Here is a 17,640-nt window from a genome sequence, read left to right on the forward strand (position 1 = left end):
TATTATTTTACTGATCAAACTCTACCAGAATAAGAGCAAATCTTCTACCGTAATTATTATTACTTACACAATTGAGATCATTCCATTTACTTGCAGCAGAATGATTGCTGGACAATGTATGGACACAACCTTCGGTTGAATTGCTGTTATTGGGTTCTGATGTATTCTGCCAATCTCCAAAGGGCTTGGATTGAATTCCCCACTGACTTGAGTTTTCTCCGGTAATCCATGTGTATTCTAGATTATTTCCACTATAAGTTACCTTGTTTAACCCTAACCAAATAGGATAGTAAAATCCCTGTAACAAACCAGAACTACCACTTGATGCACTTCCCGCATTGCTTTTAAGCCAGTTCCATTCATCCTGGGTGGTCACTGTTGCCAAATATCCTCCCATTCTTTGTGCAAAAGCAAAGGCCTGAGCCCATGTTACATTTCGTCCGCTACTACCGCCGGTTGGATTTTGCTGATTTACTCCGAATGAACAGTACCAATGTCCGTTTCCGCCTTGTGCTTCTGTCCATTGCGAACAGGTTCGTTTATAAATGGTGCACGTAGATGCTGATGTAGAGTTATAACACGGGTAGCCCGTAACAGTTGCAGGTACTTCAGAAACTTTACCGGAAGGCTCGTACCCAAGGGTATTGAATTTGTTATTTTGAGTATTTTCTACTAAATCATAATGAATTCCATTTCCTAAAACTTCCCATCGTAATCCATTCCAAAAATAATATCCTTTTTGCAAACTGGTTTCAGGATCTGCCGTATGTATTACAGAGCTATTATATACCAATAGTCCTTCAGCCGGTTTAATTACAGTGAGTGTATCATTGACATTTTTCAATTCAACTTTAGGTCCTAAAAAACCTTTGTTTGATGATGATACTTCCAGTATGGCGGAAGGATGTGGATCTTCTACACCAATCCCTACTTGTGAATATAATGACCAAGTGAAAAAAAAGATTAATAATGTACTGTATATTTTCATGTTAAAATGTTTCATTTTATATCTTTAACTATTAAACTCTACGATAAGATGATTAGCATTTGAGAGAGTACAATCTGTTGCTCCCCATGAATTTCCTCCATTATTATTCAGATAAATATATCCACAATTTTTGCTACTTACATCTGAATTTTCAAAATCCAGATTATCAAACTGAGATTCTACGGAACCTGTAGTCCAATTAGTTTTATCAATTTCTCCGGTAATCCAGGAATACCTGAATTTAACTGCAGAATCAGAACTGCCATCATTATTAAGAAATCCTCTTCGATTATATCCTAACCAAAAGTTATTTGATGTTAAATCACTTGTATTTGACTTTATATTGTTTAAATGTATAAAATCCCATTCTCTATCAGAAGTAATGGTGGGTAAGTATCCACTCAAGGCCTTAGCTATATTGAATGATTGCGCCCAATCAGCCGACGTATCAAGAGTATATACACAATATGAATGATTGTTGCCTCCTTCTTCAGGAATCCATTTTGCACATATATCTTTAGTTGCAGTAATACCATTTACAGATAATACAGCGGGCGACGTTTCACCGGTACCTAAGGGATCATAACCTAAAACATTAGTTTCAAACACATCTGAAACAGTGATATCTCTTTGTAAAATGCCCATACCTTTCCATGAGCTACCTGACCAGAAGTAATATCCTGCATAAAGCTCAATTCCCTGATTTTCGTTGATATTATAAATCATTAACCCCTCAGGAACAGTACCTGATATAAAGGAAGTATCTGTTAAAGATGTTAGGGCTAGCTGTGGTAATAATAAACCTTTATCGGAAGTTTGTATTTCCAGCATAGCAGAACCATCTGGTTCTTCCATAGTTTCGAGCGAATAAATGACAAGTTGCGAATTAACATAGTTATAAAAGGTGCATATAAAAAAGAAAACAATATATTTATTCATATTTTAATTTAAAAGTTCAACAATTAAATAAGTGGTATTAGCTGCAGTATTACAGTCTCTTGTTTGCCAGTATTTATTGGTACTGTTACCACTTATATATGAGCAATCTCCGGAAAAAGATTCTGAAGGTGCAAAATTAGTTTCTATGGGAGCTCCGGTATTGGTAGTCTGCGACCAACCAATTTTACTACGTTCTCCTGTTATCCATATATACTGGTTATTCCAAACAGTTCCGGGATATTGAGCCCTGCTGTAACCTATCCAAATGTCACTTGTGTTTGTTGTTACCAAGTTTGTTTTCAAGTAATTCCATTCTTCACTTGTTGTAATAACAGGTAAAAAACCTCCGGCTGTTTTTGCAAGGTTAAATGCTTCCTCAAAGTCAATTTCACGATTTATCTTATATCCACAATATGAATGAGAAGCAAATCCTGTATTGGTACTATTTTTTACACATTCCATTTTTGTGGCCTGAATATTGCTATACTCAATAACATCCGGAGATTTGTTTCCATCTCCGTATGGATAATATCCTAGTACGGCTACTCTGATACCGTCAACATAATACTTGGTATATGTTTTTTTTTCTGTCATGGTTCGCCATTGCATTCCATTCCAGAAATAATAACCAGGAGTTAAGTCCGATACAGTTTCAGTGTTATAGATAATCAAGCCTTTTTTAGGGTTATTAATAGGTTCAGACAAGCTCGAATCTACTAATTTTACTTTGGGTCCTAAAAAACCTAAATTTTTCTTTTCCCCACTCGAGACTTCCAACATGGAAGCCGAACTGGGTGAGTCTGTTCCTATTCCAACCTGCGCATAGAGAGAGGGCATAACAAGGCTATTAAACAAGCCTATCGTTATAAGTTGTTTCATATTATATATAATTAATTAATTTATTCTTATCTTATCAGATTACCGCATTGACTTTGATATTCAGATTTGAATATCCATTGTATCTGAAAGTATTTTATTACGAATAATAAGTTGCCAGTTTTTTTATTAAAATATCAAAAATCGAAGTACAAATTTATTATTTTTTTCAAAATAACCACTTTTAAACCAACTTATTAACAATATTAACAAATATTTAGATTTAAATTCTCATATTATAAATAGTGAAATTTATTTTAATATGTAATTGATATGATTTTAAACGCTAATGGTTATCATAAATATATTTATATCTTATTTTTAAGATTAAAAATCATAATAAGTGTATTTTATTTTTACATATTAGATAATTAACAATATAATTATACATATAAAGACTAAATTGACAGGAATAAGGATTGAAAAAGAACAAATTCAATGAATAGTTTTTTAATTTATTTAACTCTTAGTATAATTTAACTTTAATAAACTGATTATCTACTTAAAACTTATTTAAAATCAATAGGATCGTTTATATCTTAGTTTATTATATTCTAAAAACTGTTTAATTTTTGTGTGTAAATGAAACTCTATGTTTTTGAGTTAATTTAATTTATCCGCTACTTTTAATAAAACTAAATATCAGTGTATGAAATAATTAATTTTAAATACTAACACACAAAATGTAATTGTATGGTACATTTGATATTTTATATATATTCAAAATAAAATAAATCCAAAAAGCGATAGTTAAATTGAAGGAACTACTGAAAGACTTAATTTATGCATTGGATATCGTGCATAAAAATAGCTTCAGACTAGCAATGTTAGTATTGTTGGTCATTCTTTTAAAATAATTAAAACAGAATACAACTTTGAACATGATATTATTAATATTTCAAGGCCCCAAAACATAAATTTATGCTAAGGCAAAAAACGTTTGATCAAAGATCAAATACATATTACTTACACGATAACCTCTTTCATCAAGAGGTTATTTATATATACCCATTTTATTGCTTTTTATTTATTTATCCAATAAGTGATTATCTATTTTTTATTAACTCAGGTTTCAGGTATTTGATTTCTATAAAATTACCTATACTGATAGTTTTATTTCATATTTAATATAGATAAAAGAAAAAAAAGAACAATATTAATTATATACTAATGAAATGATAAATATTCAAAATAATAATCTTAATTTTGTAAAGAATATAAAACTATAGCACTAAAAAATTATTATGTACAAAAAAATTATAATCACAGGTGATTTTGGCAGTTACAATACACCTATTCTCAAAATGATTGAGGAATTAGGTTCTACTACTGCTGAACAAGTTTTCACTCCAAAAGACGCTATTTCAAATATTAGAAATGCTTTTTTAAAGAATTCCAACTACGAACTACTAATTACTGATTTATCTGCTTCTGAATCATCTGAACATCTTATCTGTGAAAAAAAAGAATTTATCCATCAGGTCAAAAAAGAATTTCCGGATATAAAAATTATTGTTTTCTCAGTTGAAAGTGACATTTATAAAATTCAGTCATTATTTGAAACTCATGACATTGATGGATTCGTAACTAAAGGGCCTAAAGATATTGATGATTTAAAAGAGATAATTACCGAAATTTATAAAGGAGGGAAGCATATTTCATATAAAAATACCAATTTTTATGAATTTACAAATCAGGACATTGAAATAGCAAGCTTATTGGCTAAGGGAATGACTATTGAAGAAATATCTGCGTATTTAAAAAAAAATGAGATAAACCCCAATAGTGAAAGTTATATAAATAAAAGGCTCATGATACTCAGACAGCAGACAGGCGCGAGCAACACTACCCATTTACTTTTTATTCTTGCTAATTGGGGGCTTATTGAATGATAACTGAATCTGCTTTATTTTAATAAAAAAATGACACTTTTTAAAGTATTTATTTCTATTAAAAAATTAAAAAAATAAAGTACATTACCATACCAATGGCTAAAAAAGAATTATTAATAATATAAAATACAAGATTATTTATTTTTAAAAATACCTTAAAAATCAACGATAAATTAAATTATTCGTATTTTTTTGCTTATTTTTTTAATCATTTATTAATAAATTTGTATTGTGAAATCAGGCTCAATACATAAAAACAAAACACTTGAAATATTTTCTTTTGAAATCACTCATAAAAAACAAATTTCTTTTGTGGATGATGGGGTTAAGGCAGGATTTCCTTCTCCTGCCTCAGATTTCCCTATGCAGAAAATAGATTTAAATGAAGAACTTGTACGAGATCCGGAAACTACTTTCTTAGCTCGTGTAAATGGAGACTCTATGAAGGACCTGCGTATATTCGACGGAGATTTGATTATTGTAGATAAGGCTTTGGAGCCTCAAAACGGCAATATAGCAGTTTGTTTCATTGATGGAGACTTCACATTGAAACGGTTAAAAATAGTAAAAGAAAAAGGGCTTATAAGAGAAATTATATTGCTTCCGGAAAACAAAGAGTACAAGCCTATTTATGTTACTCCTGAAAATGACTTTATTATCTGGGGAATTTTAACTTATAATATTATCAAGTTTATATAAAATGTATGCTCTTGTTGACTGTAATAATTTTTACGCCTCATGTGAAAGGGTTTTTAATCCTTCACTCAGAAATGTTCCCATATGTATATTAAGTAATAATGACGGATGTGTTATTTCCCGATCTGATGAAGCCAAAAAGTTAGGAATCCCCATGGGCGTTCCTGCATTCCAGGTAGATAAACTTTTTAAAAACCATCAGGTAAAAATATTTTCTGCCAATTTCATTCTGTATGGAGATTTAAGCCACAGGGTTATGAATATTGTAAAACGCTACAGTTCTCAGGTAGAAATTTATTCTATAGATGAGGCATTTCTTAATTTAAAAGGACTGAAAAATATAAATCTGGAAGAACATTGTTTATCCATGCGTAATTATATTTTTAAGGGAGTAGGTATCCCCGTTTCCATAGGTATTGCTCCTACTCAAACACTAGCAAAGGCAGCCAACTTAATCGCTAAAAAATATTCCGTTCAAACAAAATCTGTTTATCTTATGGATACTCCCGAGAAAATAGAAAAAGCGCTTAAATGGCTCAACATCGAAGATATCTGGGGAATTGGAAGACGGCTCAATAAACGCTTTTCAACCATGGGTATAAGAAAAGCCTGGGACCTAGTTAATATGCCAGATACATTTATCCGGAAAGAAATGGGAATTATAGGAATAAGGATGATTAATGAATTGAAAGGCATACCTCAACTAGAACTGAGTCCTCCCTCAAAAAAGAAAACTATTGCAACGACCAGAACTTTTGATATTATGACGGAAGATTTAGCTCCTTTAAAAGAAAGAGTTACTACTTTTGCAGTAAAGTGTTCGGAACGTTTAAGAAAGCAACAATCCTGCTGTAATTATATTACGGTTTTTCTACATACTAATTTTTTCAGGGGTGACCATACTCAATACCATCCTTCATATACCATTACTTTACCCAACCCTCACAATAGTGCCATAGAACTTAGCAAGTATGCACAAAAGGCCTTGGATGTTATTTATAAAAAAGGATATTTGTATAAAAAAGCAGGAGTTATAGTTTCCGGCTTAATTCCGGAACAAACCAGACAAATCAGTCTTTTTGATGAAGATAACTATATGAAACACGCTCCCTTGATGGAGACTATTGATAAAATTAATAAAAAACTCCATTGCGATAAAATAAAATTAGCATCTCAGGATATTAAAAGAACCTGGAAAATGAAACAGAATTTATTATCTCAGCATTATTCTACCAATATCAACCAAATTATCCGGGTAAAAATATAATTTTCATTTTAGACACAGGAAATTTGTTTTACGATTCATGATTAAATATAAGAATTACTTTTTTTTCCTAAAAAATTATTTCATGCCAATCAACGATTCGACAATTTTATTATTTCTCTCCCTAAACAAATATTTATTTGGCGTAAAAAAACATTTCAGAAGGTAATTTTTAATCCATTACCTATCTAATTAATCAATAACCTACTATGTCTTAGCTCATATTAAATAATAAATAAAAAATGAATTGTAAGAATAAAAATAAACAAAAATTAATATCTTTGAATTATTATTTTAAATAAATTCATGATATTCTTAATTATTCTATTCATAATAGTTATAATTGTTCTTTTTAAAAATAATGCATCTACAACTAAAAAAGCCTCTTCGGATAAGTTAGTTCGGCGATCAGTAAATTCAGTAGAAAATATTTCTAATGAAGGACATTCTATAAACTGGCAAAAAAAAATTTTCACTCATGGGGAAATATTAACCCCTAGAGCTAATGTTCCTATTTGGGGTAATAGATACATAAACTCTTATGTTGACTTAGAGAGTGCTACTACAGAACAAAAAGACTTTTATCTGCTATTTAAAGAAGGCTTTCTCTATGGAGATTATTATAATTTATATGGAAATTGGAATTATGCTTTCATTTTATTATTTGATTTATTAAATGAGTATAAAATTCATAAAAATATACAGGTTTTAGAAAATCAATTGAATTTGTTAGGCTTTTATTACGGTAAAACCAAATCTTATTGTGTTTCATTTTTAATCAAAAAGCTTGAAATTATTGGTGATTATGCAAAAATTAATGAACTCATTAATGAATATCCTTCCGACAATTATAGTTATGAAAATGAAAATCCGAGCAGTATATACGGCAAAAAACTTAAGTTAAATGCTAAAGAAACTGAACTATTAGACCAGCTATGTATTTCTAAAAATACTTTCACTGAAATAGAAATGTGTTTGGAAGAGACTCTCAAACTTTATTTATTATTATTTAAAAATTTAAATGATACCAGCTTTGAGGGTGGAAAAAATATTGAACAGATATTGGCTGAAATCTCAGATCTTTATATTAAAAAACATTACAAGTATAAAACTGATAGTCATAATTATAATTATGCTTTTGAAGATACAATCAAATATTTTCATCAAGCTATATTTAAAATCTGTGAAAATACCGTACGTGAATCTTATGGACATAAAAGAAAATTAAATGAGGATTTTTTACTACATGTTCCTGAAGTAAATAGTCTTTACCAGAATAAAATAGCCCCCTTTATTACGGATACGTTGTCCAGGCTAATTCCAACAATTCTTCCTCCTGATGATGATACAGAAACAATGCTGTACACAATGAATACAACCCGTTGGAAAACAAAGTTTAATGAAATTACTGAAGGTTTTAACGGCAAACCTGAAGAATTTTCAAAAGCAATCATACGCTTAGGAAAACATAATGAAAATAATCCCTCGGTTGAAAATATTTTTTTTGATTCCTCTAAGTTTATAGCTAAATATGATAAAGAAACTGCCTTAACACTATATATCCATTACTTATATTATGATTTAAAATCTTCGACTTTTAATAATAAACCTTTAACAAAAACGATTCAAAAAAGTTTATTTAAAAACAATGAGCAACTTCATGAATTTGAAATAATTATAGATGACTTTATTAAAACCCGAGATTTAAAAAGCACATTACAAAAAATCCCATCCATCTATATATCAAAACGAAAAAGAATTCATCTCAATAAAGAGATTATAAAAGAAGTCCAAGAACAACATTCAGAAACTGTTGAACTACTCAATGAATATTTACAGGATGAATATGAAAGTGAAGATTTATCTATAAAATCGCAAGATATAAATAATGAGGAAATCAAAATTGAAATTACATCTAAAAAGCCAGTTGATTTTACAAAGTCCAATTATGTAAACGAAATAAATTTAACATCTAACCAGATAGATGTTTTAAACTTTTTTTCGAAAAGTAACCTGTGTATTTCCTTCGAAGATTTTGAAGCTTATGCAAAAGAAAAAAACTTTTTAAAAAATCATGTAATAGATAGTATCAATGAAATTTATTACGATACTTTAGATGATATTTTAATTGAAGAAGAAGAAGAATTTTACACAATTTTAGAAAACTACTATCAAAAAATAACACTCTCATGATAAATATTAAGCCTAAAGAAGCCACAGCTATTATTAATTCACTAATCAGCGGAGTTGTACCTAAAATAGGAGTGCAACATATAACTGTTGGAAGATCCGAAGAAATTACTGCTTTTGTTTCCGCCTTGGAAGATGTTAAGAACGGACAAAGCCTGGTTAAATTTTGGATAGGTGATTTTGGTTCGGGAAAATCATTTATGCTACATCTACTAAATACGGTAGCCCTTAAACAAAAATTTGTAGTTGCTAATGCGGATTTTACTCCTGAAAACCGTTTATATTCCAATGATGGAAAAGCTGTATCTTTATATAAATCCATCATGGATAATATTGCTATACAAACTAAACCGGAAGGGGGTGCGTTGGCTATTTTAATGGAAAAATGGATTGAACAGATCATTATAAAAACAGCTCAGGAAAACCTCATTCCAACGTTGGAAATACGAAATGAGAAGTACCTTGATTTAATCAGTACCAATATAATGAAAACCATCAATGAAATCACCGAAACTGGAGGTTTTGATTTTGGAACGGTGATCATAAGATATTATGAAGGCTACATTAAAGACGATGAACAGCTTAGAAGAAATGCCCTGAAATGGCTGAAAGGTGAATACAGCACAAAAACAGAAGCCCGTCAGGATCTTGGCATTCGTGAAATAATTAACGATCAGAATTACTACGATATGCTCAAAAATTTCTGTAAGTTGTTTGTAAGCATGGGATATAGTGGATTTATGATTAATCTTGATGAGGCTATAAATCTGTATAAAATATCTACCTCTGCCATGAGGGAAAAGAACTATGAAAAAATATTAGCTATTTATAATGATTGTTTCCAAGGTAAAATATCTCATCTATTCTTTAATTATGCGGGGACAAAAGACTTTTTAGAAAATGAACGCAGGGGATTATTCAGCTATCATGCTTTAAAATCAAGATTGGAAACCAATAAGTTTGAGACACTGGAAATAAGAGATTTTGCACAGCCAGTTATTCGGCTTATGCCACTGAACCACAATGAAATTTTTGTTTTATTAAAAAAGTTAAAAGAAATTTTTAATTTTAATTACAAGATTGTTGTCGATATTTCAAATGAAGACATACTCGCTTTCATGGAAGAAATATTCAATAAACCAGGCGCATCAGAGTTCTTAACACCTAGAGAAGTCATTCGGGATTTCCTAAATATTTTGAATATCATCCGACAAAATCCGATGGTAGATAAAACCCAGTTATTTGGAGAAATTGAAATTACTGACGAACGTCCGGATGAAGATAGTTTATTAGACAAACTTGAGGGTATAGAAGAGCTATAATGTCTTTTGAATTACTTTCAGAACCTATCAGAAAATATATCAGAGATAAAAGATGGGAAGAGTTAAGACCTATTCAGGCAGCAGCAATTGCTCGTATATTAACGACTGATAATAATTATATACTTGCATCTAAAACTGCCTCCGGCAAAACGGAGGCTGCCTTTCTTCCTATTCTATCTACTGTTAATTTTAATGAATCAGGTGTTCAGGTTTTATACATCTCGCCTTTGATAGCTTTAATCAACGATCAGTTTTTACGTATTGAAGAACTTTGTAAATATTTAGAAGTTCCGGTTGTCAAGTGGCATGGAGAAGCAAATAAAAGTCAAAAAAATAAACTCCTTATTGATCCTAAAGGAATAGTTTTGATTACGCCTGAATCATTAGAAGCCATGTTCGTAAATAATTCATATCATGTCAGGCATTTGTTTTCCAGTTTAAAATTTATGGTCATTGATGAAATTCATTCTTTCATTGGTACTGATCGTGGAATACAACTGATGTCTATTATTTCCCGGTTAAACGACAATAGCAGTTCTCCCTCTCGCATCATTGGACTTTCTGCAACTATCGGAGATTTTGAGGAAGCTAAAAAATTTACCGGTCGCTATGATGAAACAAAAGTTCTTTTAGACAAAACCACTAACAAGGTTCAATGTTATTTTAAATACTTTACGAGTGATAAGTCGGAACTTCCTTTAGATATATTAAAAGATATTTATTTGGAAACTCTAAATAATAATGTTTTAATTTTTCCCAACAGTAGAGGAAAGGTGGAAGAAATAGCCGTTAAACTAAAAAAAATTTCAGAACGTGTAGGTAAATACCAAAATTATTTTTCACATCATTCTTCGATTGACAAAGATGTTCGTGAATACATAGAATTTTTTGCCAAAAATAATAAACGTGAAAATTTTACTATTGCATGTACTTCAACTCTGGAACTGGGAATAGACATTGGTTCTGTAGATAAAGTGATTCAAATAGATGCAACACACAGCATAGCCTCATTAATACAGCGTATAGGAAGAAGCGGAAGAAAGAAAGATGCCTCAAGTAAGCTTATACTTTACTCCACTAATTCGTGGAGTTTATTACAATCAACAGCTACCTGGCTTTTATACATGGATGGATTTCTGGAACCTCCTTTATCTGTAAAAAAACCGTACGATATATTAATTCATCAGATACTGTCTATAGTTAAAGAAGGTACAGGTATAAGTATAAATAACCTGATAAAAAAAATTGAAAAAAATTCTGCTTTCATAAACATATCTGTGGAAGAAATTAAAGAGCTTATATCTTATTCTATAGAGAATAAAATAATAGAAAAAATAGGCAGTGAAATCATTATGGGTATAGAGGGTGAAAAAATTGTAAATAACCGTAATTTTTATAGCGTTTTTAAAACTGAAAATAATTTTAAAGTCATTAATTCAGGAAACACGATAGGAGAATTACCATTTTCACCACAAATACAAGTTGAGGAGAATATTTTCCTGGCTGCACGTGTATGGAAAATAAAAACTATTAATTTTAAATCTCACCGAATCGAAGTCTGTCCAGCTACTGATGGTAAAAAGCCAAAATTTTTTGGAACCGGTGGAGAAGTACATTCCCAAATACGAAAAAAAATGTTGGAAATCCTTACTTCTAATGAGAATTATGAATTTCTAGATATTGCCAGCTATGAAGAATTGGAACTATTAAGGAAAAAGTTTAAAGTTTTCAACCTGAATCCGAATACTGAAAACAGACCTGTATCCATTAAGGGTATACAACTGACATGGTATACGTTTGCAGGCTCCAGAATTAACAGGACACTAGAATTATTATTTGAAATAGCGGGCATACCATATTCAATGGACAAACAAGAAAGTACCTTTCAACTTCAAACAACAGATTTAAAATGGAATAATTTAACACATATACTCTTTAACTCTATGGAAAATATTGATCAACAACTTCTTTGTTTTTTGGAAAAACATCCTTCTATCATTGAGTTTTCTAAATGGAGTTTTTTACTTCCTAAAAAGTACCAGATTTACATTTTAAAACAAAAATATTATGATTTTGAAAGTACTGCAAACTATTTAAAATCTATAAAATTAGTGGTATCTCACAATCAGCCCTACTAATGTTTGATGTTAAAGCTTTGGATTTATATCGAAAAAACAGAAATAAATATTTATACAACGGGTAGAAAAAGTTAGAATATCGTTTTAACATTACAATATTGTGCTCACGACCGGATTCGAACCGGTACATCCGTACGGACACCACCCCCTCAAGATGGCGTGTCTACCAATTTCACCACGCGAGCTTTAATTGCATAAATATTTGTAATATCACTTAAGGTACAAACAAAGTGTTTGTTTATAACGCCAAAGATATATAAAAAATATACTATACACAAAAAGCAACCATATTTACAAACTAAGTTAGTTACTTAGTTACATTGCAAATTCTATAATGTATCAAGTAAACTTCTCATTTTACGAATATTTTCAACCATATCACCAGAGAAAATTGCTTTTCCTGCAACAATAATAGTTGCTCCGGCCTGAACTACTTGCTTTATATTATCCATTGTTATATTCCCGTCCACTTCAATATCTGCCGATTTATCAATTTCATGAAGTTTTTTTTGTATCTCAGATATTTTATTTATTGAATCGGGAATAAAACTCTGCCCTTCCAATCCCGGTTCTACAGTCATTAACTGCACAACATCTATAGGCATTAAAAGGTTTTCTGTAAGAACATCTAAAGAGGTTTCCGGTTTTATGGCTAGTCCTACTTTTTTACCCTCTTTTTTTATGCTATTCAAAGTTCCCGTTAAATCTTTACAAGCTTCAAAATGAACTGTTATGACATCTGATCCTGCTTCAGCCATTTTTTTTATAAAGCGATGCGGCTCCTGTACCATCATATGAACATCAAATTCTAACTTGGTAGATTGACGTATACTTTGAATCATTTTCATTCCCATAGATAAATTAGGAACGAATGTACCATCCATAACATCAATATGTACACTATCTGCCCCTACTGTTTCCATCATTTTCAGCTGTTTATCCAAAAAGCGATAGTCGGCTTCCAATAATGAAGGTGCCAGTTTAATTCTTTTTTTCATGTATTAAATCTTATATTTTATTTTTCAACGCCAACACATATTAACTTTATTATAATCAATTAAATAACCCTCTCTTTGTGTTAAAGAAAGGGTATATTCAATATCGATTTCAATAAAATGAATCTTTATTATTTATAATATTCACTTAAAAAACATTAAAATAATTAATCTTTAATCAATTTTGATAATTGCTTTAACCACATTTGATTTATCGTAAATACAAGCTTCAAAAGCATCCTGAATCTGATCCAGCGAATATTCATGAGTTATAATCTTTTCTAAAGGAATTAGTCCACTTTCCACCGATGCTATTGCTTTAGGAAATGTATTTACAAATCTGAACTGTGATTTTATTCTGGCTTCTTTGGCCATAAACAATCCAAAATTGTACGTAATTTCTTCTTCAGCAGCCATTCCTACCAAAACGATCAATCCACCCTGACAGACTACATGCGGCGTCTGGGCTATAGTTACAGAATTGCCTGCTGCTTCAAAAACTACATCGGCTCCTCTATTACCAGTTATACGATTAATTTCGGCTAACAAATCTTTTTCTCTTCCGTTAATCACATAATCAGCTCCTAATTCTTTAGCCTTATCAAGACGTATACTTTCCAGATCACATACAATAACTTTACTAGCCCCTCTCGCTTTACAACACATCAATATCAATAAACCAATACATCCTGCACCAAGAATTACTACAGTGTCTCCTACAGTAACTTCACCCAATTGCGCAGAATACATACAAGTAGACAAAGGTTCTATCAAAGCACCTACCCGGGTACTAATATTTTTGGGTAATCGATAGCATAGATCGGCCGGAAAGGCCAGGTATCTTTCATAACATCCTTGAACCGGTGGAGTTGCTAAGAATTTGACGTCAGGACATAAATTATATCTTCCTGATTTACAAAATTCGCATTTTCCACAGGTAATACCCGGTTCTACACAGACCCTGTCTCCTGTTGCCAAATGTGTAACTTCACTTCCAACTGCAATTACGGTTCCTGCACACTCATGTCCCAGCATAAATTCCTTATCTTCAACGACAAAAGTTCCACACCTGCCATCATGAAAGTAATGAACATCTGAACCGCAAATACCTACATATTCTACTTTGATAAGCACTTGATAGGTAGTTATTTCCGGCACAGGTATCTCTTTGATGATCATGTGATCTATTCTATCCATAAATGCTCCTTTGTTTTTTACATTCGTTGTCATAACTATTGGTTTTAAAGTTTTAAGTCATCAGTAAAGGCAAATGAATTTTCATATCAAGTTAAAGTTTCGCTAAAGCTGTAAAATCAGCTCTTAAAGAATCACACATACTATCATAAACTGTATGAAACTTTTTATAAACTACACTGTCTTCCAAATCGGGAAGTAGTGAATCTTTTTCTTTAATAAATTGATCACAGGCATCCTGAACAGAAGAATAAATTCCTACTCCGGTACCTGCAAGAATGGCTGCACCATATGCCGGACCTTCTTCATTTTCAAGTGTACAAACTTCACATTCGTAAAGAGCAGCCATCATTTTTCTCCAGACAGGACTTCGGCTTCCTCCACCGCAAGCACGTACAGAAACCAGACTTACCCCCTGCTCTTTTAACAGGTTATTGCAATCTGCAAGACAATAGGTTATCCCTTCCATAATCGCCCTGAGCATATGTGCCTGTGTGTGCACCACATTCAAGCCTAAAAAAGCACCTCGATAAAGAGGATCTATGTGCGGGGTACGTTCTCCCATTAAAAATGGTAAATAGATAAGCTTTTCACTTCCGATAGGAACTGTCTGTACCATATTCATCATTGCATCGTAAAAAGTTATACCTTCCTGCTCTGCTTTTTCAACTAAATCAAGACAAAATTTATTTTTAAACCATTCGATAGAAAGAGCTCCGGATTGCGGTCCTCCCATCGTGTGCCAACACCCCGGCACTGCACTACAACAAAGGTGTAAACCTCCACTGGGAATTTCAGTATATTCATCTAAATGTGAATATAATACTGCAGATGTTCCTATAGAGGTAAATGCTTGTCCCTGTCTAACCACCCCGGTTCCTATACCGGCGCAGGCATTATCACTTCCCCCTGCAACTACAGCACAATTAACTGTTAATCCGCATTTATCTGCTATTTCAGGTAAAAGGTATCCGGTTATTTCCTGACTTTCATACACATCTGCCAACAGTTTGGGATCTATCTGAAGAACATTGATAATTTCTTCTGACCAGCATCTGTTTTTTACATCCAATAGCTGCATTCCCGAAGCATCTGATACATCTGTTGCAAATTTCCCGGTCAATATATATCTGATATAATCTTTAGGTAATAAAATATGTTTGCAACGAGAATAGTTTTCCGGTAAGTTTTTTCTTACCCATACTATTTTTGCAGCTGTCCAACCTGCCAGCGGAGGATTTGCTGAAATTTCAATCCATTTTTCCATTGGCATTAAGTCCAGCATTTCTTCTGCTTCCTGACTACTCCTCTGATCACACCAAATGATAGCATCACTAATAAGATTATTTTCCTCATCCAGCATAACTAACCCATGCATTTGTCCGGAAAGTCCTATCCCTAATATATCCTCTGACTTTACTCCTGATTTTTTAACTACTTCCTGTATTGTAGATAAAACAGCTTCTTTCCATACTTGTGGACTTTGTTCTGCCCATCCGTTTTTAGGCTGGTTCATGGAGTATAATTGTTTGGCTGTAGCTATAGTTTTACCTTGTTCATTTATAAGAACAGTTTTGGTAGCACTGGAGCCTAAATCGACACCAATAACATATTTATTTATTTTTTGAAATTCCATATAATTATTTTTTTATGATTTTTATATATTGTTATCTGCAGTTATTGGCTTTTCTTTAATTTTACTTCCATATACTGCATACCAAAACATAACTAATTCGCAGATAATTATGAGTCCCCAGGTCCATTGCCAGGAACCCCAGAAATCTGCTAAAAAGCCTTGTAAAACAGGAAACACAGCTCCACCAAAAACCCCCATCATAAAAACTCCGGAAGCTTTAGAAGTGTATTTACCTAAATCTTTAACAGCCAAAGTAAATATACATCCCCACATAACGGAATGGCATAATCCTACGGAAACCAAAATCCAGAGATTATTTGTAATTATAGCTATTAATGTTAATAGAGCTGCTACCACTGTAGCAATCATCAACTGTAAACGTGGAGAAATGTTATTAAATAATCCGGAAATAATCCTACCAATCATCATTCCTCCCCAATAAAAAGTAGCTAATAAAGCTGGAATACCTAAATCAATATTTCCAACCATTAAATGTGTTTTTCCGAAAAAAGCCAATCCGCTACCTGTACGTTCTAATTCCATTGCGTGCAGATTTACATTGGTTCCTACTCCCATTTCGGCACCTACATAAAAAAAGATGGCAACTACTCCCCATTTTAGATGGCTAAATGACCATATATTTCTTTGTTTATTATCTTCTTTATCTATTCTTGTATTTTTAATATCCGGCAATGCTATTCGACCGACAATTATTCGGGTAGATGCAATACATAGAGCAATAAGCAAGAAAGGAACCATTAGCTGACCTGCATTGAAATCATTCATAGCAGCTCCTCCAAAAATGACTGCTGTTACGAAAAAAGGAGCAATTGTAGTTCCAAATGAATTCGCGGCACAGGTAATATTAACTCTTTGTAATGTGGATGTATTGGGAATAACATATGCAGATACGTAGGGAATAATTACGGTTTGTACTAATGAAACTGAAGAGCCCAAAAGAAAAGATCCTAAAATAAAAATAAAAAATCCGTAAGGAACTTTTCCATCTCCTATGTTTATAACATATTGACTATAATTTTCAGCTACCCATGAGGAAAGGCAGGTTACAAGTAGAGCAATTACCATTAAAACCAGACCTCTTAATAGTGGTGTTTTATAGCCGTGCCGATTTATCCATTTGCTACTAATTAAGGAACTGATTGCAAATCCTGAAAAAAAACAAAAGGAAATAAGATTAGTTAAGGTATTTTTAAGCTCTCCTGCTTGATCCAGAAAAAGAATTTTCAAGGGACCCTGACATTGACCGTTAATAGTGGTCATAAAGCCTAAAATAAAAAAAACGAAGGTTAAGACAAGATAGGGTCCCAATGTATTGGAAACTTTTGTATCATTCATAGCAAGTAATAATTTGTGGTTATAGACGTAAATTTATAACATGGATAAAAATAAAATCACCGTTTTAAAAAAAATTAGTTTGGAAACGTTTGCGGGAACGTTTCCAAATACTGCAAACGTTTTCATTTATTTCAAATATTTGGTTAAATCTCAC

13 protein-coding genes and 1 tRNA gene are annotated in these 17,640 nt (G+C 31.9%); 6 read left to right on the plus strand and 8 right to left on the minus strand.

Annotation, left to right across the window (positions count from 1 at the left end; all coding sequences use genetic code 11):
- Positions 1-7: 7 nt before the first annotated feature.
- From EOV51_RS13415 to EOV51_RS13425, 3 genes are read right to left on the minus strand one after another with little or no spacing between them, the layout of a single operon-like run.
- The gene (locus tag EOV51_RS13415; RefSeq protein ID WP_164875316.1) at positions 8-988 is read right to left on the minus strand and encodes a C-type lectin domain-containing protein; all 981 of its coding nucleotides are present in this window, start codon (positions 986-988) and stop codon (positions 8-10) included.
- A 24-nt stretch (positions 989-1,012) separates the two neighbouring features.
- Positions 1,013-1,927 (minus strand): C-type lectin domain-containing protein, encoded by a 915-nt coding sequence (locus EOV51_RS13420; protein ID WP_128153044.1) that lies wholly within the window; start codon positions 1,925-1,927, stop codon positions 1,013-1,015.
- 3 nt (positions 1,928-1,930) lie between these two features.
- Positions 1,931-2,806, minus strand: coding sequence for a C-type lectin domain-containing protein (locus EOV51_RS13425; RefSeq protein ID WP_128153045.1), 876 nt, complete (start codon positions 2,804-2,806; stop codon positions 1,931-1,933).
- A gap of 1,241 nt (positions 2,807-4,047) precedes the next feature.
- On the opposite strand from EOV51_RS13425, the gene EOV51_RS13430 reads away from it, so the two are divergent.
- From EOV51_RS13430 to EOV51_RS13455, 6 genes are all read left to right on the plus strand, one after another.
- Positions 4,048-4,695: a helix-turn-helix transcriptional regulator gene (locus EOV51_RS13430; protein WP_128153046.1), complete on the plus strand. Its 648-nt coding sequence runs from the start codon at positions 4,048-4,050 to the stop codon at positions 4,693-4,695.
- A 231-nt stretch (positions 4,696-4,926) separates the two neighbouring features.
- On the plus strand, positions 4,927-5,394 hold the full coding sequence (locus tag EOV51_RS13435; RefSeq protein ID WP_128153047.1) for a LexA family protein: 468 nt from the start codon (positions 4,927-4,929) through the stop codon (positions 5,392-5,394).
- A gap of 1 nt (position 5,395) precedes the next feature.
- Positions 5,396-6,658, plus strand: a complete 1,263-nt coding sequence (locus EOV51_RS13440; RefSeq protein WP_128153048.1) for a Y-family DNA polymerase — start codon at positions 5,396-5,398, stop codon at positions 6,656-6,658.
- A gap of 303 nt (positions 6,659-6,961) precedes the next feature.
- A complete protein-coding gene (locus EOV51_RS13445) occupies positions 6,962-8,848 on the plus strand; it encodes a tellurite resistance TerB C-terminal domain-containing protein (protein ID WP_128153049.1) in 1,887 nt (628 codons plus the stop codon).
- Complete coding sequence (locus EOV51_RS13450; protein WP_128153050.1) at positions 8,845-10,167, plus strand: ATP-binding protein; 1,323 nt, start codon at positions 8,845-8,847, stop codon at positions 10,165-10,167. The genes EOV51_RS13445 and EOV51_RS13450 overlap by 4 nt, the downstream gene beginning before the upstream one ends.
- The gene (locus EOV51_RS13455) at positions 10,167-12,305 is read left to right on the plus strand and encodes a DEAD/DEAH box helicase (protein WP_128153051.1); all 2,139 of its coding nucleotides are present in this window, start codon (positions 10,167-10,169) and stop codon (positions 12,303-12,305) included. The genes EOV51_RS13450 and EOV51_RS13455 overlap by 1 nt, the downstream gene beginning before the upstream one ends.
- Positions 12,306-12,406: 101 nt before the next feature.
- Here the strand turns inward: EOV51_RS13455 and EOV51_RS13460 are convergent.
- From EOV51_RS13460 to EOV51_RS13480, 5 genes are all read right to left on the minus strand, one after another.
- A tRNA-Leu gene (locus EOV51_RS13460) sits at positions 12,407-12,490 on the minus strand.
- A gap of 144 nt (positions 12,491-12,634) precedes the next feature.
- Positions 12,635-13,303, minus strand: a complete 669-nt coding sequence (rpe, locus tag EOV51_RS13465) for a ribulose-phosphate 3-epimerase (protein WP_128153052.1) — start codon at positions 13,301-13,303, stop codon at positions 12,635-12,637.
- 171 nt (positions 13,304-13,474) lie between these two features.
- Positions 13,475-14,530 carry an NAD(P)-dependent alcohol dehydrogenase gene (locus tag EOV51_RS13470; protein WP_128153053.1) on the minus strand — a complete coding sequence of 352 codons (1,056 nt, stop codon included), beginning with the start codon at positions 14,528-14,530 and terminating at the stop codon, positions 13,475-13,477.
- A 58-nt stretch (positions 14,531-14,588) separates the two neighbouring features.
- Positions 14,589-16,130: a xylulokinase gene (xylB, locus tag EOV51_RS13475; protein ID WP_128153054.1), complete on the minus strand. Its 1,542-nt coding sequence runs from the start codon at positions 16,128-16,130 to the stop codon at positions 14,589-14,591.
- A 21-nt stretch (positions 16,131-16,151) separates the two neighbouring features.
- The gene (locus EOV51_RS13480) at positions 16,152-17,486 is read right to left on the minus strand and encodes an MFS transporter (RefSeq protein ID WP_128153055.1); all 1,335 of its coding nucleotides are present in this window, start codon (positions 17,484-17,486) and stop codon (positions 16,152-16,154) included.
- Between the last annotated feature and the right edge of the window lie 154 nt (positions 17,487-17,640).

Origin of the sequence: Apibacter raozihei (assembly GCF_004014855.1) — a bacterium.
Taxonomy (GTDB): Bacteria; Bacteroidota; Bacteroidia; order Flavobacteriales; family Weeksellaceae; genus Apibacter; species Apibacter raozihei.